Origin of the sequence: Zongyangia hominis (assembly GCF_014385095.1) — a bacterium.
Taxonomy (GTDB): Bacteria; Bacillota; Clostridia; order Oscillospirales; family Ruminococcaceae; genus Zongyangia; species Zongyangia hominis.
Genome location: NZ_JACRTC010000001.1, coordinates 111,343 through 132,857 on the forward strand (window position 1 = coordinate 111,343; position 21,515 = coordinate 132,857).

General features: G+C 55.9%; 21 protein-coding genes and 1 tRNA gene. 15 read left to right on the plus strand and 7 right to left on the minus strand.

Annotation, left to right across the window (positions count from 1 at the left end; genetic code table 11):
- The first annotated feature begins 90 nt into the window (after nucleotides 1-90).
- From H8709_RS00480 to H8709_RS00500, 5 genes are all read left to right on the plus strand, one after another.
- Nucleotides 91-1,185 (plus strand): FecCD family ABC transporter permease, encoded by a 1,095-nt coding sequence (locus H8709_RS00480; protein ID WP_262396414.1) that lies wholly within the window; start codon nucleotides 91-93, stop codon nucleotides 1,183-1,185.
- The gene (locus H8709_RS00485; RefSeq protein ID WP_262396415.1) at nucleotides 1,185-1,991 is read left to right on the plus strand and encodes an ABC transporter ATP-binding protein; all 807 of its coding nucleotides are present in this window, start codon (nucleotides 1,185-1,187) and stop codon (nucleotides 1,989-1,991) included. Before H8709_RS00480 ends, H8709_RS00485 begins: the two co-directional genes overlap by 1 nt.
- A 23-nt stretch (nucleotides 1,992-2,014) precedes the next feature.
- Nucleotides 2,015-2,965, plus strand: coding sequence for a sirohydrochlorin cobaltochelatase (locus H8709_RS00490; protein ID WP_262396416.1), 951 nt, complete (start codon nucleotides 2,015-2,017; stop codon nucleotides 2,963-2,965).
- A gap of 31 nt (nucleotides 2,966-2,996) precedes the next feature.
- Nucleotides 2,997-4,463 (plus strand): ABC transporter substrate-binding protein, encoded by a 1,467-nt coding sequence (locus H8709_RS00495; protein WP_262396417.1) that lies wholly within the window; start codon nucleotides 2,997-2,999, stop codon nucleotides 4,461-4,463.
- Nucleotides 4,464-4,749: 286 nt separating this feature from the next.
- Nucleotides 4,750-6,291, plus strand: a complete 1,542-nt coding sequence (locus tag H8709_RS00500; protein ID WP_262396418.1) for an oligosaccharide flippase family protein — start codon at nucleotides 4,750-4,752, stop codon at nucleotides 6,289-6,291.
- A 133-nt stretch (nucleotides 6,292-6,424) separates the two neighbouring features.
- Here H8709_RS00500 and H8709_RS00505 read toward each other — a convergent pair whose 3' ends face one another.
- The 3 genes from H8709_RS00505 to H8709_RS00515 all read right to left on the minus strand — a co-directional run bounded on the left by H8709_RS00505 (nucleotide 6,425) and on the right by H8709_RS00515 (nucleotide 8,189).
- Nucleotides 6,425-7,162 (minus strand): N-acetylmuramoyl-L-alanine amidase, encoded by a 738-nt coding sequence (locus H8709_RS00505; RefSeq protein ID WP_262396419.1) that lies wholly within the window; start codon nucleotides 7,160-7,162, stop codon nucleotides 6,425-6,427.
- 219 nt (nucleotides 7,163-7,381) lie between these two features.
- Nucleotides 7,382-7,552 carry a DUF1540 domain-containing protein gene (locus H8709_RS00510; RefSeq protein ID WP_262396420.1) on the minus strand — a complete coding sequence of 57 codons (171 nt, stop codon included), beginning with the start codon at nucleotides 7,550-7,552 and terminating at the stop codon, nucleotides 7,382-7,384.
- Between the two features lie 148 nt (nucleotides 7,553-7,700).
- The gene (locus H8709_RS00515; protein WP_262396421.1) at nucleotides 7,701-8,189 is read right to left on the minus strand and encodes a hypothetical protein; all 489 of its coding nucleotides are present in this window, start codon (nucleotides 8,187-8,189) and stop codon (nucleotides 7,701-7,703) included.
- Between the two features lie 161 nt (nucleotides 8,190-8,350).
- On the opposite strand from H8709_RS00515, the gene H8709_RS00520 reads away from it, so the two are divergent.
- A complete protein-coding gene (locus H8709_RS00520; RefSeq protein ID WP_262396422.1) occupies nucleotides 8,351-9,160 on the plus strand; it encodes a glycoside hydrolase family 25 protein in 810 nt (269 codons plus the stop codon).
- A gap of 48 nt (nucleotides 9,161-9,208) precedes the next feature.
- Here H8709_RS00520 and H8709_RS00525 read toward each other — a convergent pair whose 3' ends face one another.
- Nucleotides 9,209-9,388: a hypothetical protein gene (locus H8709_RS00525; protein ID WP_262396423.1), complete on the minus strand. Its 180-nt coding sequence runs from the start codon at nucleotides 9,386-9,388 to the stop codon at nucleotides 9,209-9,211.
- A 332-nt stretch (nucleotides 9,389-9,720) separates the two neighbouring features.
- Here H8709_RS00525 and H8709_RS00530 point away from each other — a divergent pair, with 332 nt between their 5' ends.
- The 6 genes from H8709_RS00530 (at nucleotide 9,721) to H8709_RS00555 (ending at nucleotide 14,850) form a co-directional block, all read left to right on the plus strand.
- On the plus strand, nucleotides 9,721-10,050 hold the full coding sequence (locus H8709_RS00530) for a DUF6514 family protein (RefSeq protein WP_262396424.1): 330 nt from the start codon (nucleotides 9,721-9,723) through the stop codon (nucleotides 10,048-10,050).
- A 92-nt stretch (nucleotides 10,051-10,142) separates the two neighbouring features.
- A tRNA-Pro gene (locus H8709_RS00535) sits at nucleotides 10,143-10,219 on the plus strand.
- 446 nt (nucleotides 10,220-10,665) lie between these two features.
- Nucleotides 10,666-12,360 carry an FUSC family protein gene (locus H8709_RS00540; RefSeq protein WP_262396425.1) on the plus strand — a complete coding sequence of 565 codons (1,695 nt, stop codon included), beginning with the start codon at nucleotides 10,666-10,668 and terminating at the stop codon, nucleotides 12,358-12,360.
- 198 nt (nucleotides 12,361-12,558) lie between these two features.
- A complete protein-coding gene (locus H8709_RS00545) occupies nucleotides 12,559-13,017 on the plus strand; it encodes a rhodanese-like domain-containing protein (RefSeq protein WP_262396426.1) in 459 nt (152 codons plus the stop codon).
- Nucleotides 13,007-13,474: an RrF2 family transcriptional regulator gene (locus tag H8709_RS00550; protein WP_262396427.1), complete on the plus strand. Its 468-nt coding sequence runs from the start codon at nucleotides 13,007-13,009 to the stop codon at nucleotides 13,472-13,474. The genes H8709_RS00545 and H8709_RS00550 overlap by 11 nt, the downstream gene beginning before the upstream one ends.
- Nucleotides 13,474-14,850 (plus strand): FAD-dependent oxidoreductase, encoded by a 1,377-nt coding sequence (locus H8709_RS00555; protein ID WP_262396971.1) that lies wholly within the window; start codon nucleotides 13,474-13,476, stop codon nucleotides 14,848-14,850. The genes H8709_RS00550 and H8709_RS00555 overlap by 1 nt, the downstream gene beginning before the upstream one ends.
- A gap of 127 nt (nucleotides 14,851-14,977) precedes the next feature.
- Here H8709_RS00555 and H8709_RS11850 read toward each other — a convergent pair whose 3' ends face one another.
- The 3 genes from H8709_RS11850 to H8709_RS00565 form a co-directional block, all read right to left on the minus strand.
- The gene (locus H8709_RS11850) at nucleotides 14,978-15,217 is read right to left on the minus strand and encodes a DUF6514 family protein (protein WP_392391634.1); all 240 of its coding nucleotides are present in this window, start codon (nucleotides 15,215-15,217) and stop codon (nucleotides 14,978-14,980) included.
- Nucleotides 15,192-15,404 (minus strand): helix-turn-helix transcriptional regulator, encoded by a 213-nt coding sequence (locus H8709_RS00560; protein ID WP_262396428.1) that lies wholly within the window; start codon nucleotides 15,402-15,404, stop codon nucleotides 15,192-15,194. The genes H8709_RS11850 and H8709_RS00560 overlap by 26 nt, the downstream gene beginning before the upstream one ends.
- 676 nt (nucleotides 15,405-16,080) lie before the next feature.
- Nucleotides 16,081-16,797, minus strand: coding sequence for a DNA alkylation repair protein (locus tag H8709_RS00565; protein WP_262396429.1), 717 nt, complete (start codon nucleotides 16,795-16,797; stop codon nucleotides 16,081-16,083).
- Nucleotides 16,798-16,970: 173 nt separating this feature from the next.
- Here H8709_RS00565 and H8709_RS00570 point away from each other — a divergent pair, with 173 nt between their 5' ends.
- The 3 genes from H8709_RS00570 to H8709_RS00580 all read left to right on the plus strand — a co-directional run bounded on the left by H8709_RS00570 (nucleotide 16,971) and on the right by H8709_RS00580 (nucleotide 21,493).
- Nucleotides 16,971-19,064, plus strand: a complete 2,094-nt coding sequence (locus H8709_RS00570; RefSeq protein ID WP_262396430.1) for a PTS sugar transporter subunit IIC/EAL domain-containing protein — start codon at nucleotides 16,971-16,973, stop codon at nucleotides 19,062-19,064.
- A 126-nt stretch (nucleotides 19,065-19,190) separates the two neighbouring features.
- Nucleotides 19,191-20,126, plus strand: a complete 936-nt coding sequence (locus H8709_RS00575) for a hypothetical protein (protein ID WP_262396431.1) — start codon at nucleotides 19,191-19,193, stop codon at nucleotides 20,124-20,126.
- Nucleotides 20,127-20,137: 11 nt separating this feature from the next.
- A complete protein-coding gene (locus H8709_RS00580; RefSeq protein WP_262396432.1) occupies nucleotides 20,138-21,493 on the plus strand; it encodes a peptidoglycan-binding protein in 1,356 nt (451 codons plus the stop codon).
- Nucleotides 21,494-21,515 lie beyond the last annotated feature (22 nt).

The following is a 21,515-nucleotide window of genomic DNA, read 5'->3' on the forward strand; positions in this document are numbered from 1 at the left end:
GCAGTTCCGGCGGGTGCCGGTTCGTTGGCCCGCTCGACCAGCGGGGAGGGGAAAAGCGCCCAAAATGCGGGAAGGAAAGGAACTCACATCATGGAAAGAGTGCGGACCAAACAGAATCGACCGGCGGCGGATCTGAGTATCCGCCACTACCGCTATCGGAAGCGGCGCTGCTTTATCATCGGCGGAGTGCTCTTGGCGGCCATTGTCCTCACCCTGGTGGCCTTTGTGGGGATGGGGGCCATGCGCCTGGGCTTTTTAAAGACCTGGGGCATCCTCTGGGCGAAGCTGACCGGGAATGCGGTGCGGCTTTCGGCCTTTGCCGCCAACGAGGCGGCCATCGTCTGGGACATCCGTCTGCCCCGCATCCTCTGCGGCATTTTGGTGGGCATGGGCCTTTCGGTGGCGGGGGTCATCTTCCAGTCCCTGCTGCGCAATCCCCTGGCCGACCCCTATACCTTGGGCGTCTCCACGGGAGCGGCCTTCGGCGCGTCCTTGGCCATCCTCATGGGACTGGCGGCCGGTATTGTGCTCTCCACCACGGCCATGGCCTTCCTCTTCGCTTTTTTGACGCTGGTGCTGGTTATCTTCATCGCACGGCGGGGGGGCGGCATCGCGTCGTCCAACCTGGTGATCTCCGGCATCATCGTCAGCGCCATTCTCTCCTCCGGCCTCAGCTTTCTCAAGATGGTGGCCGGGGAGGATGTGGGCGCCATCGTCTTCTGGCTGATGGGGAGCCTCTCCTCCAAGCAGTGGGGGGATGTGGCGATTGTGGCGCCGGTGGTCCTCATCGGGAGCGCCGTGGCCATCATTTTTGCCAACGACCTCAATGTGATGGTGCTCGGGGAGAAAAGCGCCCGGAATTTGGGCGTCAACACGGGCAGAATTCGGATGCTCTATTTGATTCTCGGCTCGTGCATCACCGCCGCCTGCGTGGCGGTCAGCGGCGTCATCGGCTTTGTGGGGCTGGTCATCCCCCACATCCTCCGCTTCTGGCTGACGCCGGATAACCGGATGCTGCTGCCCCTGTCCGGGCTCTTGGGGGGACTGCTCCTGAGCGCCGCGGACAACGCCACAAGGCTCCTCTTCACCAGTGAAATCCCGGTGGGCGTGCTCACCACCCTCATCGGCGGCCCCTTCTTTATCTATGTCTTCGTCAAGCGGCGGGGCGGACAGGGGGTATTCTGATGGAAGAGAAACGCGCGGACCTCCTCCGGGCAGAGGGCCTCTCCTTTTCCTATGGGGACAGGCGGGTGCTCCACGACGTGAGCTTCACCCTCCCCCAGGGGGAATACCTTTCCATCATCGGTCCCAACGGCAGCGGAAAGAGCACCCTGTTCGAGATTTTGTGTGGCAACGCAAGACCCGAAAGGGGACAGGTCATCTATAAGGGCCGGGACGTCCACACCATGGACATCCGGGGGAGGGCCCGCCACTTCGCGGTCATCCACCAAAACGAGCAGGTGGATTTTCCCTACACCTGCATGGAGATGGTTATTTTGGGGCTCCATCCCCACCGGGCGCGGTTTGAGCGGCTGGGGGAGGAGGCGCTTTACGAGGTGCGCCGGATCATGGAGAAGACCGACACCCTGGCCTTTGCCGACAAGCTCATCACCCAGCTTTCGGGCGGGGAGCGCCAGCGGGTGGCCTTGGCCCGGGCTCTCAGCCAGCGCCCCCGCATCCTCTGGATGGACGAGGCCATGTCCGATTTGGACGTCAGCGCAAAAATCCAGATGATTGAACTGCTGCGCAATCTCACCAAAGAGGGGCTCACGGTAGTGGGCGTCAACCACGACCTCAACACCGCCTACCGCTTCAGCGACCGGATTTTGGCGCTCTCCCACGGCAGTCTCTACGCCATGGGGGCCCCGGATGAAGTGATGAATGAGCGCCTTTTTGAAGAGGTGTTCGGAGTGCGAGCGGAGATTTATCCGGGCAAGGGCTTTTTTATCACCGGAGAATCGGTATCCCGGACCGCACCGGCGGTTTTTTGAGAGATACAACAAAGGAGATATGTATGAAAAAGATAACAGCACTCATACTCAGCGTTCTTTTATGCGCCGGCGTTTTTACCGGCTGCGGGGAGAAGGGACTTTCCGAGACGCCCGATTCCTTCTCCAGTATTTCCAGCGGAGAAAGCCAAAAGGAGAGCGAAACCCCGGTCAAGAAGGGGGACCCCGGCAAGAAGGCCATCCTGGTGGTCAGCTTCGGCACCAGCTACAACGACACCCGGGAGGCCACCATCGGCGCCATTGAAAAAGAGATCGCCGACGCCTTCCCCGACTATGAGGTGCGCCGGGCTTTTACCAGCCAGACCATCATCGACAAATTAAAAGACCGGGACGGCTTGGAGATCGACAACGTGACCCAGGCGGTAGAGCGGCTCATCGCCGACGGCTTCGGCACCGTGATCTGCCAGCCCACCCACGTCATGCACGGCTTGGAGTACGACGACATGATGGCGGAGGTAGGGGCCTACGCCGACAGCTTTGAGATGCTGCGCTTCGGCGAGCCGCTGTTGAGTTCCGCGGAGGACTACAAGGAGATGGCCGAAGCGCTCGTGGCAAACATCCCTTCTTCCGGTGGGGACGAAGCGGTGGTGGTCATGGGCCACGGTACCGAGCACTTTGCCAACGCCACCTATGCGGCGCTTGACTATACGCTTAAGGACCTGGGCCATTCCCGCTACTTTGTGGGGACGGTGGAGGCCTATCCGAGGCTGGACAGCGTCGTCAAGGGGGTGGAGGCCATGGGAGCCAAAAAGGTCATCCTGGCGCCGCTGATGATCGTGGCGGGAGATCACGCCACCAAGGATATGGCCAGCGACGAGGAAGGCTCCTGGAAGATGGAGTTTAAAAAGCGGGGCTATGAGGTGGATATCGTCATGAAGGGCCTGGGCGAGTATCCGCAGGTGCGCGCGCTCTATGTCAGCCATGTCCGGGCGGCCATCGACGGGGAAGAAAAGTAGCAGACTCGAAAGAAAGTCAGGAGAAAACATGATGCAGATAGGAAAACAACTGACGGCCTTCCTTTTGTCCACCTGTCTCTGTCTGGGGCTATTGGCCGGGTGCGGCAAGCCCCCCGCGCCGGGGGAGGGCGGCTCCCTCTCCGCAAGCGGGAACACGGCCATCCGGTTTACCGACGACGAGGGGCGGGAGATTCGTCTGGATGGGCCCTGCCGGCGGATCATCTCCCTTTACAGCGCCCACACCGAAAACCTCTTCACTCTGGGTGCGGGGGAGCAGATCATCGGCGTGTCCGATACCTCCATCTATCCGCCGGAGGCGGCCGCCTTGGACATCTATGACTACCAGTCCGATCCGGAGAAGGTCATCGCCGCCCAGCCGGACCTGGTCCTCATCCGCCCCTTTATCACCGACAAGGCTCCTGATTTTGTCAAAGCCATCGAAAACGCGGGGATTCCCGTCGTCTCCCTCTACCCGGAGAAGTTCGAGCTCTTTGACGAATATATCGCCCATCTGGGGTCCCTTGTGGGGAAGGAAGAGGAAGCCAAGGAAAAGCTCGCCGAATTTCACAGGAACCTGGATGCCATCGGGGAACTGACGGCCCAGGTGAAGACGAAGCAGCGGGTCTTCTTTGAGTCGACGGAAGTCAATCTTCGCACCATCACCGCCGATTCCATGCCGGCCCACGCCATCGCCCTGGCGGGCGGGGAAAACGTGGCGGGGGACGTAAGCCCCGTCAAAGCGGGCAGCTCCATCGCCCCGTTTGGAGAAGAGAAGGTGCTTTCTCTGGCCGACTCCATTGACGTCTACGTCTCCCAGAGCGGGGCCATGAACGCGGGGGGGAGCGTCCACGGCATCTCCATCCGGCCGGGCTTTGACACCATCCAGGCCGTCAAGGACGGACGGGTTTATCTCATCAACGAAAAGATTATCTCCTCCCCCACCTTCCGCTTTTATAAGGGGGTGCGGGAGCTGGCGCGGTATCTCTACCCCGAGATCATGGACGACCTCGCGGCCTATGAAAACGACGAGGCCGCCACCCGCCGGGATTTGGCCAACATCATGGTGAAGGCGGCCCATCTGCCCATCTATGTCACCTCCTCGTCCAAGTATTATAAGCAGGATCACAAGGGCCACGTCTACGGCTGGTTTGAGGACGTGGCCTGGACCGATCCCGATTTCGACGCCATCGAAACGGTGGTGACTTCCGGCTACCTCGATTGGGAGAAGGACGGGATAAAGCAGCTCTTCCATCCGGAGGACCCGGTGACCCGGGAGGAGCTGGCGCAGGCCATCTTCCTCATGGGCGATTATGAGCGGGGGGCGGGCGCCGCCATCGCGGACCTGGACGCGTGTGAAAACAAAAATATCGTGCAGATCATGGTGGATAACGGCGTCTTTGCCCTCATTGACGGCAAATTTGAGCCCGAGCGCGCCGTGACTCAGCGGGAGATCGTGGAGGCCTTTGCCAAAGCGGGACCGCTGGGACGGGAAGCATGACCGCTGGGACGGGAAGCATGACCGCCGGCGCGGGAAGCATGACGCTGGCGCAGGAAGCATAAGCCGGGCGTCAACCGGCCCGATGAGGTCCTGCCGGCGGGATGCTAGGGTCCGGGCCGCCAAAGCGGCCGTCTGCGCGGGCACAAGTGGGTAACAATACTTTGATAGATCCCTCAAAAGCGGGACGGATTTCGGAAAACTCCGAAGTCCGTCCCGCTTTCTTTCATATCGGCTGACAGCTTCTCATATATTTCTACAAGAAAATAAGAGGAAACGGTGGAAATATATGAAGAGACTCCGGGCCTTTTTACTCAACGGCCTCATTTTGACCATCACGTCGCTGCTCATGAGCAGTATCAGCGTCTGGTTTAACGTCTATTTGGGCAACAAGATCGGCAACGAGATGATGGGCGTCTTCCAGCTGATCATGTCGGTCTACGGCTTTGCCATCACCTTGGCCACCTCCGGCATCAACCTGGCCACCACCCGGCTGGTGGCGGAGGAGATGGGGAGGACCGAGCGGCCGAACCTAAAAAAAATCCTGCGCAAGTGCCTCATTTACAGCATCTCCTTCGGCACGGTGACAGCGGTGCTGCTCTATACCCTGGCCCCCGATATCGGGCTGCGCCTTTTGCAAAACAGCCAGACGGTGCTGCCGCTCAAGACCTTGGCCATCAGTCTGCCCTGCATCGCCATGTCCTCGGTGCTCTCCGGCTACTTTACCGCCGTGCGCCGGGTGGTGAAAAACGCGTCGATACGCATCGCCGAGCAGTTTGTCAAAATCTTCCTCACCATTGTGGGGCTCACCATCCTCGCCCCCGATGGGTTGGAGCAGACCTGCCTCTCCATCGTCTGGGCCGGGGTCATCTCGGAGATCTTTTCCTTCCTCTTTTCTTTTCTCCTTTACGAGGTGGACGCCCGGCGCTACCGCCGCAGCGATAAGGCGTCGCCCGGCATCACCCGGAAGCTCTTTGGCATCGCCCTGCCGGTGGCCATGAGCGCCAACCTGCGCTCGGGCATCCTGACGGTGAAAAACCTACTGGTCCCCATCCAGCTGCGGAAATTCGGCGTCTCGGAAAGCGAGGCCTACGCCGCCTTCGGGGCCATCCATGGTATCGTACTGCCAGTGATTTTGTTTCCCTCCGCTTTCCTCTTCTCCTTCTGTGACCTAATTGTACCGGAGCTGGCCGAGTGCTTCGCCGTCACCGACAGCCTCAAGGACAACGTCCGCATCAACTACATGGTCACCCGCATGTCCCAGATGACCCTCCTTTTCTCCATGGGGGTGGCGGGGATCATGTTCTGCTTTTCGGGCCAGGTGGGGGAGCTGCTCTCCCGCAGCGACGAGATCGGCCTCTATGCCGGCTATATCCGCCTGTTTGCCCTCATCATCCCCATCATGTACTTTGACCACGCCGTGGACGCCATGCTCAAGGGCCTGGACGAACAGCGCAGCTCCATGCGCTACAACATCATCGACTCCACCGGCACCCTGATTTTGGTGTGGTTTTTGCTGCCGGTGTCAGGCATCCAGGGGTATGTGTTCGTCCTTTACATGAGCGAGATCATCAATTTTGCCCTGAGCCTTCACCGGCTTGTGAAGGTCACCAGCTTCCGTGTGAACATCGCGGATACCATCCTAAAGCCCGCTTTGTGCATCGCACTGGCGGTGGCCCTGCCCGCCCTTGGCATCCAGCTCATGCCCGCCCTGGACGCGCCCATCTTTTTGATCGCGTCCTCCACCTTCCTCTATGTCATCCTTTTGTGCGTCACCGGATGTCTGACGCCGGAGGATATCCGGTGGGTGAAGAGCATCTTTGCAAAGTAATGGCCGTACCGCGGCTGCCTTGACCGGCCAGATTCGCGCTGAGAATGCCGGAGACTTCTGCGGTTCGTAAATGCGGATAGAAATATCGAAAACAAAAAAAGAGCCCAATCGGGCTCTTTTTTATGGCGGCGACTTAGACGTCCACATAGGCGGCGTTGGCGAAGCCGGTGACGCCGTTAAAATTCACCGAATACCAGTCTTGCCACTGGCCGTAGATGGTGATGGGATCGCCGTTATAGGCCCTGGCGACCACGGCCGAATCGGTGGAGGGGCGGGAGCGGATATTGAGGGAACCCCTGCCCACCGATACGGTTCCCTGGCGCACCGGCCCGGGGGTGATGAAGGGCAGGCCAAAGTATTCGGTCAGGGAAAGCACCACATTGCGGGCGATGGCGCCGATATTGTTTTTGATCCAGTTGGCGTCCTCCACATTGTCGTGATAGGCAAATTCGATGAGGACGGCCGGGGCGCGGGTCTTGGTGACTTCGCCTAGCGTCGTGGTGGGCAGAGCCCGGACCCGGTCTGGCAGGGGATAGATGGTTTTTAGGTTGTTAGCGATAATTTCGGCGGCCCGCTGTCCTTTGACGCTGCCGGGAGCGTAGTATACCTCCGTGCCTCGGATGGTGCCCGCCGTAGCGGGTGGTGCGGCGTTGGAGTGCAGGGCAAGGTGGAGGTCATAGTTGCCTGCGTTGGAGGCCTTGATGGAGGACGCGGCCGTCATATCGGGGGTATTGCGGGAAAAGGCGATGCCGTTGGCCCTGAGATAGGGCTCCATGGCGTCGGCCACCAGGTTCATGTAATATTCCTCGGTCCCTCCGGTGACATAGGGGTTCCATTCCTGGGTGGAAGGACTTAAGTAGATGATGGGCATTCAGTATTCTCCATTCTGCCGCCGCGCACCGGCATGAGATGGAAGGGGCGGGCCTCCGGCCCGCGCGGACAGCCGGAGGAAAAAGACGCGGGAAGAATCCAGCCGCGAGTTCCGCCTGTCTCATTTTATGCCGCTGCCCGGGTCTGGGTGAACCGAAGGAAAAGGGTATAGAAAAAGGGCCCCGAGGGGGGCCCAGCAGGGGAAAAGACTGTGAGAGAGTTACTGTTTGGGTCTAAAGGATTTGCAGTCGGTGCACTGATCCATGGTGGGGTTCATCTCATGGGTGCCCACGGTGATGCAGTCGAGAGAACAATAATCCTGGTTCTGGCAGTGGTACTCGCACTGCTGGACAGTACATTTGATACATTCATTGGCATGACACTGGTTCATAATGACGGCCTCCTTCAATTGAATGCTGGAATCACAGGAAATTCCACGGGGTCCGTGGACAGTCCTTTGGCTTCCAGCTCGTCATTATTGTACCCGCTGTGCCGCTGCCTATGCATCTGGAAAGCGTTTGCCGCTACGCATATGATTGTCAATTTTGGGTATCCGCATCGGGCAGGGAAGTGATGCGGATCACTTCTAAAGTGGCGATCAGTTCATTGGGATCCGCCTGCCAATGTACAGGAGCGTCCAGCCGCAGAGAGAGCTTGGCGGGGGAGTGAACCGGAAAGATGCACTGGCCGCAGATACAGGGTGCTGTTCCACCCGGTTCCTTTTCAATTTTGACCCGGGAGCCCGCGAGAGGCGCATCGTCTAAATAGAGGGCGGCGACTGTCTGAGCTTCGGCAGTGGCAGGCGGATAGAGGAGAAAACAGGCGCGGTAAGTCCCGCAAGCGGTCAGGACCAGGGAGCCGTCTTCCAACCGAAAATCAGGCGAACATGGGCCGCCGGGCACAAACTCCACAATAGCGCCGGGGTCACTCAGTTGTAAGCCGCCATTTTTCCATAAAAATCCGTAATGATTCTTTTCCGAATCCCGCAGCCTGTTGACAATCTCTTCGATAAATTCAAACAGGGTCATGGAAACACTTTCTTTCTGGGGGAAGAAGCTCTTCCCATTTACAGTTTTGTTCGTTCTAATCTATGCAAAGGACATGGATCCGGTGACCGTTGTCCGCACCAAACGGAAAGGGAGCGCATAGTGATAAAAGGGGAGTTTCCCCACAGGAAGGAAGAGGCCCAATGATACAAGGAATTGACGTATCACAGTACCAGGGGGAGATCCGCTGGCAGGATGTCAAAGACGAGGGTGTAGAATTCGCCATCGTCAGGACGACGCTTAGGCTCACCGACGGAACTCTGGCCACCGACCCCAACGCTATCGCCAACATTACCGGCGCTCAAAGTGCCGGGGTTTACGCGGGCGCTTACCATTATACCCGTGCCAGAACTGTGGCGGAGGCTGAGGAAGAGGCCCGTTATTTTCTGTCTGTCATCGAGCCTTACCGTTTGGAATACCCGGTAGCGCTGGATTTGGAGGACAATTCGCTGACGGGGCTGGGTAAGGAAAATTTAACGAACATCGCCAATGCTTTTTTAGAAACAGTACAGGACGCCGGCTACTATGTGATGCTTTACTCCAATAAGTACTGGCTGACCACACTGCTCGACGTCGACGAACTGCGTCAGTATGATGTCTGGCTGGCGCAGTATCCCACCGTCACCTACACGGGTCCTTATGGGATCTGGCAGTATACACCGGCCGGCCGTGTCAACGGCATTTCCACCAATGTGGACATGGACTATGCTTACCAAGACTATGCCCAAATTATCCGGGATGCGGGGCTCAACGGTTTTCCGAAGCCGGGTTGCCCGGAGGATCCCTGCGGGAACGATAAGCCGGAGGGGCCCGATCACCCGGGAAAACCAGAGGGACCCGGCGGCTCGGATAAGCCGGAGAAACCGGGCCGCTGCCCGATTCTCTTATGGCTTAAAAAACTAGCTCAACTTTTCCGGCGGGTTGTGGATGCTGTGAGAAACTGGTTTGGATGATTATAAAAGAAAGCGGGGGAGCACCCCCGCTTTCTTTTATAATCAAAACTACTGCTGACTTTGAGTCAGATTGGCGGCACATTGCTGAAGCTCTGCCAAGGAACAGAATTTAGCGCCGCTTTGCTTGATGTTTTCCTGCACATATTTTGGCAGGGTATCGAAATACTGCTGCATCTGGGGGTCATTTTCCAGAGGGTTTTGCTGGTTCATCTGTAAAGGATTCTGCATTAACTTACACTCCATTCCGCCGCTGCGCCCGGCCTGAAAATTTTACAAAGAAACTGCGCAGATAGCCTCGACTATTGGATTCGGTTCACAGTTGTATTGTTTGCAATCGGAAGAAAAAAACCACAGGAAATTGCTGGAAGGGATGTTGGAAAGATTGTCGAAAAATGTAGTAAAGACATCGGACTACCTATGGTGTGAAATTAAAATCATGGCAATATTTAGAAGAATGAGTATTGATATGAAAGAAAGATTCATGAATATTTAAAAAAGTGTGACCAAAAGATTGTGCAAGGCTACAATTTATCTCCAAATTTGTCAGGGAAAGATTGACAATGATTGCCAAGCATATTACTATATGTACATTCATTACGGACAGTATTAAAAGGACGAAGGAGGAGAAAGCCATGTGCCGGTATAGCGTCATGAAAAAAGCTTTAAAAAACGAAGAGATCGGACATTACATATCCTACGGAGTCGTTATGCAGCAGGACAAAGGAGAAGACATTTGTCTGCATGATGTCACCAGCAATCAAGCAATTATCAACCATTTTATAGAACTGCTCAATCACTACCAGGTATCCGCCGCCCATTTTGAGGACGTATTTGCCGATTTTTTGTGTACGGGTGAGATCCTTCGCTTTTATCCGGAGCTCGCTTATTGAGCACGGGAGGTCCGGTTCCATAATAAATTCATAAATTTTGAAAATTTTACTTGCTTTTTTCTGAAAGATCATATATACTGTTAAAGGTAATTCCGGGTGTAGCGCAGCTTGGTAGCGCGCTTGAATGGGGTTCAAGAGGCCGCAGGTTCGACTCCTGTCACTCGGACCAACCAAAAGTCCTAAAAATGGCTCAAACAAGCCGCTTTTGGGACTTTTCTTTTTTGCAGAAAAAGAGTGGGAAACAGAAAAATTTTTTTCTATTACGTAACAGGAGTAGATCGGCAACAAATCAGACAAATTAACAAAAATCGGAGAATGCTTTATAGCTAGCTTGATTTTGACAGCAAAATGTTGAAGTTACTTGATTTGCCTTTTTATGGATAAAGGAATATAATAAAAATAGCCGCAAAGCGGCTATTTTTTGCGCCTAGAGGGAGGAACACGAAAGTGCGAAGCCCCGCGCATCCTTCGTTTCTTACGAAACCAAGAAAAGCAATTTTGAATTTCGATGGCCGTCCTCGGGACCAAGGCTCATTTATAGATACCGGAGACAATCTATAAAGGGAAGAAAGGAGATCCTATTTATTGGAAAAACTGCGGTTGGTGGGAATGCGTATGAAGGAGAGTTTTACCAAGAACTTTCGCCATGCGACCCTTAATTTTATTTTCATCGTCCTCTTTGTCAATGTGTTCCAGTACATTTTTGGTATGGAAAATTCCATTGTCGGCGTCATCTTCACCATCATGATGTCGGCCTCCATGGTGCGGGACCTGACCGCCACGCCGGTCAAACATCTGTGCATCCAAACCGGCGTCCTATTCCTCATGGCAGTGGCCGCCTGCTTTGTCACCAGTGTCCCCCCGATGCTGGCGCTGCCGGTCAATCTCTCCATGATCTTTCTCATCTTGTATGCCTTTACCTATGAGTACGTCAGCCATCTGTATTTTCCCTATATCCTCTCCTACCTATTTTTGGTGTTCATCTCCCCGGTGACGCCCGCCCAGCTACCTAAACGGCTCTTGGGCGTGTTTGTGGGGGCGGTGTGCATCATCCTCTATCAGCTGGTCAATGGGAGAAACCGGGTGGTGGAGACGGCGCGGGATGTGCTTGTCTCCATGATCGACGAGGCCGATGGATGCATCCGGTGCCTGCTCTCTGCCAAAGGGGTGCCCCGCAACCCGGAGCAGCTGCGCGCGGAACTTTGTAAACTGAGCAAAATCGTCTACGACCGGCGCAAAAGTGCGCTGTGTATTTCCGACGCCAGCTTCTCCATGATCGACGCTGGAAGAGGGTTGGAAAATCTGGTCCTGCTGCTCTATGAGATGGAGGGGACAGTCACAGAAGAGCGGGCCAAGATGTTAAGAAAGCTCAGCGCCAGTCTAACCACATTTCGATCCTATATGCTGCGGGAGACGTCGGAGATACCGGCTTTCAGCCGCCTGGACTTCGGGCCCCAGGACAGCGGGGAAGCCGAGCAGTTTTATCAGTGCCTTGTCTATATCCGAGGCCAAATGCTCCAAATGACCCGTCCGGAAAAACAAAAACACTACCGCAGAACCCTACTCTCCTTATCTACCCGTCTCAAAGCGGCCCTGCGTGTAAGCCCTGTGAGGGTGATTTACGCCCTGCGGGTGTCCTGTTTGCTGGCTCTTTGTACATTGGCAGTGCAGCTACTCGCCCTTCCTCATGGGAAATGGCTTCTCTTTACCGTCGCCTCCGTCTCCCTGCCCTACGCCGACGACGTGGGAACCAAGGCGAAAAAGCGGATGCGCGCCACCCTCATCGGGGGCGCGTGCAGCATCGCGGTCTTTTCCCTCATCTCTTCTATGACGGGGCGGACCATCGTCATGATGCTATCGGGCTACCTTTCGTTTTATTTCACCGACTATTCCGGAACCTTCGCCTGTTCGACGGTGGGCGCTCTCGGCGGCGCCGTTATTATGAGCGCCTTCGGCTGGGGCCCGGTGGGCTATCTGTCCCTGGTGCGCTTAGGCTATATCGTCCTTGGCGTCCTCATTGCCTTCCTGGCAAACGATGTGTTCTTCCCCTTTAAGCGCGCGGTGGCGACCCGCCAACTTGTCCAAAAGTATGTATCTACAACAGAGTTCTTGTCAAGGGTGTGCAAAGAGCCCGACACGGATCCACAGCTCTACTACGGGTTGGTCATCCAGGCGCATTTGCAGGAGGAGAAGCTCCGGCAAAACGCAGAGGAACTCAGTTGGGACGGCGCCAAGGAACTGCTGGAACGGTGCCGGCAGGCGGTGCGGCAGGCCCATCGGTCCAGGCCTGCTTCTTGCTCTATGAGCTAACGATAAAAATACCCCCCTGCATCGGGCTGTCTGCCAGATGCAGGGGGGTATTTTTTGCCTAACAAAGGCGGATAAAGAATTTTGCAAAAGGCCTTGACAAAAATAACTGTAATAATTATAATTACAGTTAGAGGGAGGGTTATACCTCTTAGAAGCTGTCAGTAGCGATGGAAACACAGAAAGGAATGGGATGTGCAGATGAATCGACTGATACGAACCGGCGTCCTGCTGGCGGCGGCGCTCACTTTGCTGCTAGCGGGGTGCGGCGGGAAGGAAGCGGCCTCCGGGTCACACAGCGGGAGCGGTTCCCCCCAGGAGTCCAGTGTTTTAGCCTATCATAAAATTACCGCGGAGGAAGGGAAGCGGATGATGGACGAGGGGAATGTGACGGTGGTGGATGTCCGGAGAACCGACGAATACCAAGCGGGGCACATCCCCGGGGCCATTTGTGTGCCCAACGAGGGAATCGGGTCCGAGCAACCCGAAGCGCTGCCCGATCTGGACGGGGTGTTGGTGGTGTACTGCCACACCGGTGTGCGGAGCAAGCAGGCGTCGGATAAGCTGGTGGAGATCGGCTACCGGAACGTCTACGACATGGGCGGCATTGTGGATTGGCCCTATGATATCGCCAAGGGGGATGAGGCGGATGAACAGTGATTTTAATATCGCGGTGCACGCCTTGGTCTATTTGAGCCACAAAGGATGCACCCTTTCCAGCGAAGCGCTGGCGGAAAACATCTGCACCAACCCCGCCCGTGTGCGCAAAGTGCTGGCAAAGCTCAGCCGGGCGGGCCTTGTAGCAACCAAGGAAGGCGGACGCGGCGGTTGTGCCATCGCCCGAGAGGCCGGTAAGATCACTCTCAGGCAGGTCAGCGAAGCGGTGGAAGCCTGCTTTGTCTCCACTTCCTGGAAAAGCGGCGATCCCCATATGGAATGCCTGGTGGCCTCCGGGATGGCGCGGCTCATGGATGGCATTTATGCCCAATTGGATAGTCAGTGCAAACAGCATCTGGAAACGATGACAATTCGGGACCTGGAAGAGCAGATCTTCCGCACCAAACAGCCAACACACCGAGAGCAGACGGCCATGAAAGCCGCAGAAAGGACAATATGATGAAAAAGACAGAGGCAGTGGTCATTGGCTTTGGCAAGGGAGGAAAAACATTAGCGGGAGCGCTGGCGGCAGCGGGTAAAAAAGTGGTAATGGTGGAGCGCTCCGACAAAATGTACGGCGGCACCTGTATCAACGTGGCCTGCCTTCCCACCAAGTCTTTGGTGCACAGCGCCATGCTCTCCGCGGCCATGGGCGGCTCCTTTGAGGAAAAAGCCCGGCGCTATCAGATGGCCATCGAGCAAAAGAACCGGATGACGCAAATGTTGCGGGGCAAAAATTACCACAAACTGGCCGATCATCCCAATATCACTGTTTTGACTGGCGAGGGTTCCTTCCTGGACGCCCACCACGTGGCGGTCGCCCTCCAGGACGGGGGGAAGGAGGAGCTGGAAGCGGATCAAATCTTCATCAACACCGGCGCCCGCCCCTTTGTCCCGCCCATTCCAGGGCTCAAAGAAAGCCGCTATGTTTATCTGAGCGAGACAATGCTGGACCTTGAGCGCCTGCCAGAGCGTCTGATCATCATCGGCGGCGGTTACATCGGTATGGAGTTTGCCTCCATGTATGCAAACTTCGGCTCCCAGGTCACCGTCGTTCAGGACGGCGCAGCCTTCCTACCCCGCGAGGACGAGGAGGTGGCAGCCGCCGTGTTGGAAAGCCTGGAAAAGCGGGGGATTCAGGTGCTTCGCCGTGTCCAGGTGGAAAGCGTCACCGACGGGGACGGCCACGCGGAGGTATCCCTCTCCACTTCGGACGGGGAGCGGACCCTTTCAGCCGAAGCGGTCCTGGTGGCCACCGGACGGCGTCCCAACGTGGCGGGATTGCATCTGGAAGCCGCGGGTGTGGAATTGACGGAACGGGGCGCTGTCAAAACCGACGAGCATCTGCGCACCACAGCCCCCAACATTTGGGCCATGGGCGATGTGGCCGGGGGATTACAGTTTACCTACATCTCATTGGACGACTACCGCATCGTCAAATCCCAGCTCTTGGGAGATGGGAGCCGCACCACCGCCAACCGGGGCGCGGTGCCTTACAGTGTCTTCCTCGACCCGCCCTTCTCCCGGGTGGGGCTCAGCGAGAAGGAGGCCAGGGCCCAAGGGTATGCCGTTAAGATCGCTAAGCTCCCGGTGGCCGCCATCCCCAAGGCCCAGGTGCTCCAAAAGCCGGTGGGACTGCTTAAGGCGGTCATCGACGCGGACACCAATCGGATATTGGGGGCCCATCTGTTTTGCGAGGAGTCGTACGAGGTGATCAATATCCTCAAGCTCGCCATGGATGCGGGACTGCCTTACACGGTGCTCCGCGACAATATTTACACCCACCCGACCATGAGCGAAGCGCTCAACGACCTGTTTAACGCGATCCAGGAATAGGATTGTTTCGATCTCGAATCTTGTCGGAAAAGAAAATCCCCGACGGCTGCCTGCGGGAGCTGCCGGGGATTTTTCTGTTGCAGTTTTGTATGCAACGGCGCGGGAGTTTGTAGGGGTGGGATAAGTCCTAGTGAAGGGCGAGAAAATCTACGACAACATCAAGGAGATGCACAGGGTAAAGTTGCCCTTTCGTCAAAAGTACGGCGAGATTTTTAACAAAGTCGGCATCAGGGGAGACGTCTGGAAGAGAGACAACCAGTTTACGCGACAGGGGACCGCATGCAAAACAGTGGAGGCCAAAACTCCGATAGCAACCGATATCGGGATCCTCAAACTGCCCATCAGTCACGAGGTAAAGAAACCGCATCCAAATTCACCTCTTTTTTCAGAGAATCTAAGCTAAAATCCAGAACAATTGCCAACTGAATCGCATGGGGCAGAGTTGGCAGACAATCTCCTTTTTCCCAGGCCTGATATTGCCGAGCGCTAATATTACATTTTTCGGCAACATGTTCCTGTGTGTAACCGAGTTCGGAGCGGCGCCGTACTAGCATGGGATGGATGATTATGTCGCAATTTTCCCTTTTTCTAGTCATAAAATCACTCCTTTTAGAGAAATTCTATGCTATTCTTACAAGAATATCCACGAAGAAGACTTCATATTTGTGACTTTAGACAGAAATCGACAAAATTAAACAAAAAGAGCTTGCGTGAATTTTTTTATAAAATCGATTTACTAGGCATTTGCTAGTGCTCTCAAAGAATCATCAATGCGCATATCTCGGTTGCTACTATGAAAGACGGACTGGAGATGCCGGGGTGCGTAAAGCACCCCATATTGGAAAGCATTCCTACCAAAATGAATGGAATACTACTGTAAATGATTGGGAGAACCCAGTGGCGTTATGCTATAATTTATTGTAAAAATGGGACCGCCTCCCTCTTAGGAAAAATTAAAAACAAAGCTGCGAAAAATGGACAACTGTCTGTCATTACTGGGACGAATCGATGAAAATGTGATAAGTTTTAGGGTAAGTTTGAGAAGGACGTTTGCGGGCGGTGGGAACAAAAAGCAAGGGGAATTTGGGGGGAATCCCCATCGGTTGCCCCATCCGCCACCTGACTGAATTTTTGTCCGGAAGGAGGGGCGTCCCACGAATTGAGCAGTAACCGGCGACAAGGGGCTCGACCGATCCGAACCCCCAGCGCCTGTTTGGGGAAACCGGGGGTTTAGCGCATGGCCGGAAGTTCCGTACGTGGCGCTTCAGGGCGCTTCATAGCCCGCATGACTGCTTTGGTAGCGGCGTCGGTACACTGGGACTCCACAATTTTTTGCAAAGCCTTGTTGTATGTAAAATTGTCTAGATCACCCTGGCGCAAAAAAGCAAGGGTTTTCTCGGGAAAGTGGAGATAACAAATGGATAGTGCCCAAGCTACCGCCATCCGGGCGTAGTATCCCTGGGCGGGAACTGCCCCCAACAAAGGGAGAACCTGGCCGATGTGGGCCTCGTCAACGAAGTAATTGAGCAGCATGACCGCCCCGAAGCGGGCCTCGAACTCCTTGGGGCTTTCAAGATAAGGCTTGAGAAAGGACCAAACCTCTTCCGGATACGTGCGGGCCATCTTGAGCCCGCTGCAAAAGCTGTCGCAAACCGACCAGTTGTCAATTTTGGGCAGAAAGGCGGCAATAGAGGATAGGAGCTCCTCCACAGGAGCGCTGGCAGCACCGATGACCATGCCCTGGAGCATAATTTCTTCGAATGAGGATGTGCCGGCGGTGTCGAGATAGGCCCGCCAGTCCCCCCGGGCAATTTCCTTGGCTAGCCGGCGTAAGGCGGGCAGACGTACTCCCAGGATATTGCCCACCCCAGGCAGGAGACGGCTGGTAAAACGCTGAAAATCCGGCTCCGAAAGCGCCAGCAGACGCTCTCGTATCTGTTGATGCATCATGATGCCCCCCAAAAACTTTTTACTGTTTATTATACCATGGGGAGAGGCATACGGAAACTGCTGAAAAGCAGGAAAAAATAATAGAATCGTGGAGTACGTTAGAAACGATCTATACGTTACGACAAATCAATGGTATAATAAGACTGATATCGGTGGGAAGGGGTGAAGCGTTGTATCAAAAAGTGGAGCGGCTGGTCTATGCCTTAGAAAATAATTCCGTGTTGTCCTCCATCAAAAAAGGATTCATTCTCTTGATTCCCATCCTCATTTCCGGCTCGTTGGCCCTGCTGATCCGCAGTTTTCCGCTGCCTCAGATGCAGGCGTTTTTGACTACCTTCGCCGGCGGCTTCCTCGATAAGCTGCTGCTTTATATTTTCGATGCCACCATTGGCTTTATGTCGGGATATTTGGTGCTGAGCATCAGCTATTATTATTCTTCCCTCTTTGCCAATCAGAACCTCACCCTGCAAATCATGGCCATGGTCACCTCCTTTGCCTGCTTTGTGGGCTCCTTCGGCGGGGTGGATGGGTCCTTGACGGTGGCAAGCTTCGGTTCCATCGGCGTCTTTACCGCCATGGTCAGCGCCATTCTGGCCACCCGGCTTTTCTTTGCGTTGAGCGACCACATGTCCCAGAGCTACCGCAGCTATACGGCGGGGTCGGACATGAGCTACCGGCTTTCCATCGCCGCGATTATGCCGCTGCTCATTTGCGTGATGGCTTTTATTTTAGCCAATTTGCTTTTAACCTCCATGTTCGGCATCGACAACTTTAATGACCTGATTTCCGGCGCTCTGCTGGGCCTGTTCGGTCATATCCAGGGCGAGCTTGCCGCAGGAACCCTTTTTGTGTTCCTGCTCAACTTTTTGTGGGTGCTGGGTGTCCATGGCGGGAACGCCCTGGATCAGGTGGCCCAGGCGCTGCTTGTCCCCGCCAACACCAATCCTACCGCCATCATTTCCAAATCTTTTTTGGATAACTTCGTGATGATGGGCGGCAGCGGCACCACCATCTGCCTGGTGGTGGCCCTGCTCATCGCCTCCCGATACCGCGACAACCGGCGGCTCGCCAAATCCGCGGCGCCGCTGGTGCTTTTTAATGTCAACGAGGTGGTGGTCTTCGGACTGCCCATTGTCCTCAATCCCATCCTGCTCATCCCCTTCATTGCGGTGCCCCTTTTGTCCCTGATGATTTCCTACGGCGCCACGGTGCTGGGGCTCATCCCCATTGTCAACACCACGGTAACCTGGACCACCCCCATTTTTTTCAGCGGCTATGTGGCCACCGGCACACTGATGGGGTCGTTGGTACAGCTGGTTACATTGGTGGTCGGTACCGCTGTTTATCTGCCCTTTGTCCGGCTTTCGGAAAAGCTGCAAAGGGGACACGAATCCTTTATGCTGGCGGAGCTGACCGAGCACTTTAAAAAAGACGTGACAGAGGGGCGGGATACCGACTATCTTTCCCGCCACGACAATTTGGGCGTCATTGCCAAGACCCTCGTCAGCCGTTTGCGCCGGGATATCAGCGACGGGATTATCCCCATGTACTATCAGCCCCAGGTCAACGCTGACGGCCAGGTGACCGGGGGGGAGGCGCTGCTGCGCTGGAAATATGGGGGACAGGCGGTGTATCCGCCCCTTCTCATTGCCTTAGCCCAGAAGGACGGCTGTTTCGACCAGCTGACATGGTGTATTTTTGACGTCGTCTGCCGTGACATGGAGTTCATGCGGTCCCATCTGCCGCCGGGTGCCCTCATCTCCGTCAATATTTCGGGGGAACAGCTGGGGAGCACCCCGTTTGTCCGTCATGTGGTGGCGATGGCCGAGCAATACGGCGTCAAGGACCTGCTCTCTTTAGAGGTGACGGAAGAATCCTCGGTGGAGCATATTTCCACCATCGGGGAAAATATTGAATGGCTGCGGGAAAACCAGATTTTCATGGCCATCGACGACTTCAGTATGGGACAGACATCCCTCAACTATTTGAAAAACAACAGTTTTCGCTTTGTCAAGCTCGACGGCAGCTTAGTGCGCCAGGTGGTCCGCAATCCCCGCTGCTGCGACATCATTTCCTCGGTAATTTCCCTCGGGGAAAATTTGGGCTTTACCGTCATCGCCGAATTTGTGGAAAACGAAGAAATCCGGGATATTCTCCTTGGCCTGGGCTGCCGCTCCTATCAGGGATACCTCTATAGCCCCGCCCTTCCCCGGGAGGAGTTCGCCGCCTATTGCGACCGAATGGCGGCCCACAAAGAGATTTGATCATGCAAGATCCTTGGAATAAAAGGGCCGCCGGCTTCTACCGGCGGCCCTCTTTTTTTGCAATTTTGGAACATAAACGCTTTCTCCACACTATATTGTAGTATATGTGCACTTGGAGGGACGACAATGGAAAATATGCAATTTGAGAGAATGGTCGAGCAATATAAACAACAAATGATGGATATGGCGGCCAAACAGCCCAGATCCGCCGCGGCCCAGCCGATCCAGGCGATCCAGCCGGTTCAAGCGGTCCAGCCGGTTCAAGCGGTCCAGCCAGTTCAAGCGGTACAGCCGGTTCAAGCGGTCCAGCCGATTCAGCCGGTCCAGCCGACGCGCGTGGCCCAGCCGATACAATCAGCGCAACCGGTGCAGACAAACCGTCCGATCCAGACGACGGCTCCTGTCCGGCCCCCGCAAGCGACGCCGGATCCTCAACCGCCATCGCAGACAAACGGCGGGCGCAATCCCGCGGGCCAGCCGGAATCGCAGGCGGGAAGTCAGACCCAGCAGGGCGCCGCCATGATAAGGCAGGAAAACCCGGATCCGTCATCGCAGTCTCCCACGGCTTCTCAGGCCGCGCCACAGGCAGGGGTGAGGATTACGATGCCCGCTCCGCAAGTCGCCGCGTCGGCCCCCATCCCGGAGATGGGGCAAAACAGCAAGGAGGCGGGTTCCAACCCCGTCAGTGAAACGATGACCTACCAGGAGTTTTTGGAGCGAAACAAAGACTGGGGCAGCCTAAAAGTGCAGGTGTTCACCGGTCGGATGGCCCTCCCGGTCCAGGGCGTACAGATTTCGGTGGACCGCTCCTTCAGCGATGGAGAGCAGAATTTCTATCTGCTCACCACCGATGCCGACGGCATTGCCGATAATATCAACCTGCCGGCGCCGGACAAATCCCTGTCCCAGTACCCGTCGTCCGAGCAGCCCTTCTCCACCTACGATATCACAGCCACCCATCCGGACTTTCATCAGCAAATCTATCAGAACACGCCGGTTTTCGACGGCGTCAAGTCCATCCTACCGGTGCGCCTGATTCCCAACAATTTGCCGGTGGATTAGGGGGGATATGCATGCCGACCTATTCCATACCCACGATACCCACCAACATCATCGTCCATTTGGGCCGGCCGGACCAGCCCGCCCGCAATATCACCGTCCCCTTTATTGAATATATCAAAAACGTGGCTTCCAGTGAAATTTATCCCACCTGGCCCGAAAGCGCTATCCGGGCCAATATTCTGTCCCAGATTACCTTTGCCCTCAACCGGGTCTATACCGAGTGGTACCGCAGCCGGGGTTATGACTTTGACATTACCAACTCCACCCAGTACGACCAGTTTTTTGTGGAGAACCGGGACATTTTTGACAACATCAGCAAAATTGTCGACGATATTTTCAATAACTACGTGGTCCGGCAGGGAAGCATCGCCCCTTATTTCACCCAGTATTGCAACGGCACGACCAGCACCTGTGACGGTCTGTCCCAGTGGGGGACGGTAGAGCTGGCCAACCGGGGAATGGTGCCTTACGAGATCTTGCAGTATTACTACGGGGACGATATCAACATTGTTTTTAACGCCCCGGTCCAGGAGAATATCCCTTCTTATCCCGGGGTCCCGTTGCGGCTAGGTAGCGCGGGGGAGGATGTGCGCACCATCCAGCGCCAACTCAACCGCATCGGCGACAATTATCCCGCCATCCCCCGGGTTTCTCCCACCGACGGCATCTTTAATTTGCAGACCGACGCGGCGGTGCGCAAGTTTCAGCAAATTTTCAACTTGACTGCGGATGGCATTGTGGGCAAAGCCACCTGGTACAAGATCAAATATATTTATAACGGCGTCAAGAATTTAGGGGAGCTCACTTCCGAGGGGGTCAGCCTGTCGGAGGCGGACCGGATTTACGCCACCGAGCTAAAGGAGGGGGACAGCGGCAACCAGGTCAGGGCCATCCAGTACTACCTGGCGGTCATCGGCTACTTCGACGATCGGTTCCCGTTCATTACCCCCGATGGTTTCTTTGGCCCCGAGACGGCGGGCGCGGTGCGCACCTTTCAGCAGGCTTTCGGTATGGAGCCCACCGGCGTTGTCGACCGGGACACCTGGTACAAAATCAGCCAAGTTTACGACGATATCATCCACAATCTGCCCCAGGAGGTCCTTTCTGAAAGCGACGAAATCTACCCGGGGCGGAACCTGTCCCTTGGGATGACGGGAGACGATGTCCAGGCGCTCCAGCGATTTTTGGTGGTCATCTCCCAGAATGATCCTGCCATCTCGCCAGTGACGGTCACCGGCACTTTTGACAGCGCCACCGAGGCGGCGGTCCGGGAAATCCAGCGGGAACGCGGCCTGCCGGTCAACGGCGTGGTGGGGCCTCTGACCTGGGCGCGGGTGGTAGCGCTCTATCAGCAATACGAGGAATAGCGTACAATCCGAGAAAAAGCGC